Genomic DNA, 1229 nt, shown 5'->3' on the forward strand with positions numbered 1-1229 from the left:
TTACGTCAAAGACCAAGTTACGTCGGCACTCACGTTAAAGTAACAGTGCCGTCGGGCGGGTTCGGCAATTGCGCTGGTGCCAGCCGATGAAAAGGCAAAACTTGCAGCGGTTATCAGCGATCATGCTTATGCGGGTGCAGCGCATCTGAGCGAAACAATTGACTTCCGCACCCATCGTATCTGGATCGATATGGTAAGCGTCGAAAATGCCAGAACAATTGAAGATATCAATGTGGCCTACAGGCAGGCAAATAATGTTGGTCCGCGCGCTGAGACATTTGATCAGGATGCAGCTTTCAGGCTTTTAGGTGATCTGCTGGCAGAGCATGGGCTTTCCAATGCAAAGATCGGTGTTGATCTGGAGTTCATGCCAGCGGCTGATTTTGCGGCTCTCAAAAGAGCGCTCCCTTTGGTTGATTGGCAGGATGCTTCCATTCTCGTCAAACGCCTGCGCCTTATCAAGAATGCTCGCGAAATCGAATATCTGCGAAATGCAGCCCATTATGCAGAAATCGGGCTGGAAAATATGCTGAACACCGCCCGACGTGGTTCCAGCCTGAGTGCGCTTTCAGCCTCTTGGCTGGAAGGAGCCACACAGGCTGCAAGCGCGAATGGTCAGGGGCTTTCCGGGAACTGGGCCTATATTTCAGTTGGCCCTGATCTTCAGGACATAAAGGCCGAGCTAAAAGAAGGTGATCTTGTGAAAGCCGACGTCGGCACGCTCATTAGCGGTTATTCTTCGGATGGTGCGCGCACTTATGTCTGCGGCAAACCCGATCCGCTTGCCAGCGAGATCTACAAGGTGTTGCAGGAAAGCTTTGCGGTGGGCGAAGCACTGTTAAAGCCCGGTACGCGGTTCTGCGATGTCCATGCAGCAATGCTTGGCATCATGCGTAAGCGCGGTTTCAGCGAATATTATCGCGGCCATTTTGGCCATTCGGTGGGTGCGGCCGTTGGTGTTGAAGAATGGCCGTTTATCTCTGCCAGCAATGAAATGCTGATTGCACCAAACATGGTGCTGGCGCTTGAAACCCCGTTTTACGCCAATGGGCTTGGCGCGCTGATGATCGAAGAACAGTTTCTGATCACTAAAAACGGTGCTGAAAGCATGAACAAGCTCTCAAGAGAGCTTGTTCAGATCGGTTAGAGCGGTTCCGCTTGAATTTAAGCGATTGGAACCGCTCTATTTTTTCTGGCACTGTTACTTTAACGTGAGTGCCGACGTAACT

Annotated in this window: 1 protein-coding gene; it reads left to right on the plus strand. The window is 51.5% G+C overall.

All coding sequences use genetic code 11. The features are described from left to right. Nucleotides 1-76: 76 nt before the first annotated feature. A complete protein-coding gene (locus CEV31_RS19665) occupies nucleotides 77-1147 on the plus strand; it encodes a M24 family metallopeptidase (protein WP_235818199.1) in 1071 nt (356 codons plus the stop codon). Nucleotides 1148-1229 lie beyond the last annotated feature (82 nt).

This window comes from Brucella thiophenivorans (assembly GCF_002252445.1).
Taxonomy (GTDB): domain Bacteria; phylum Pseudomonadota; class Alphaproteobacteria; order Rhizobiales; family Rhizobiaceae; genus Brucella; species Brucella thiophenivorans.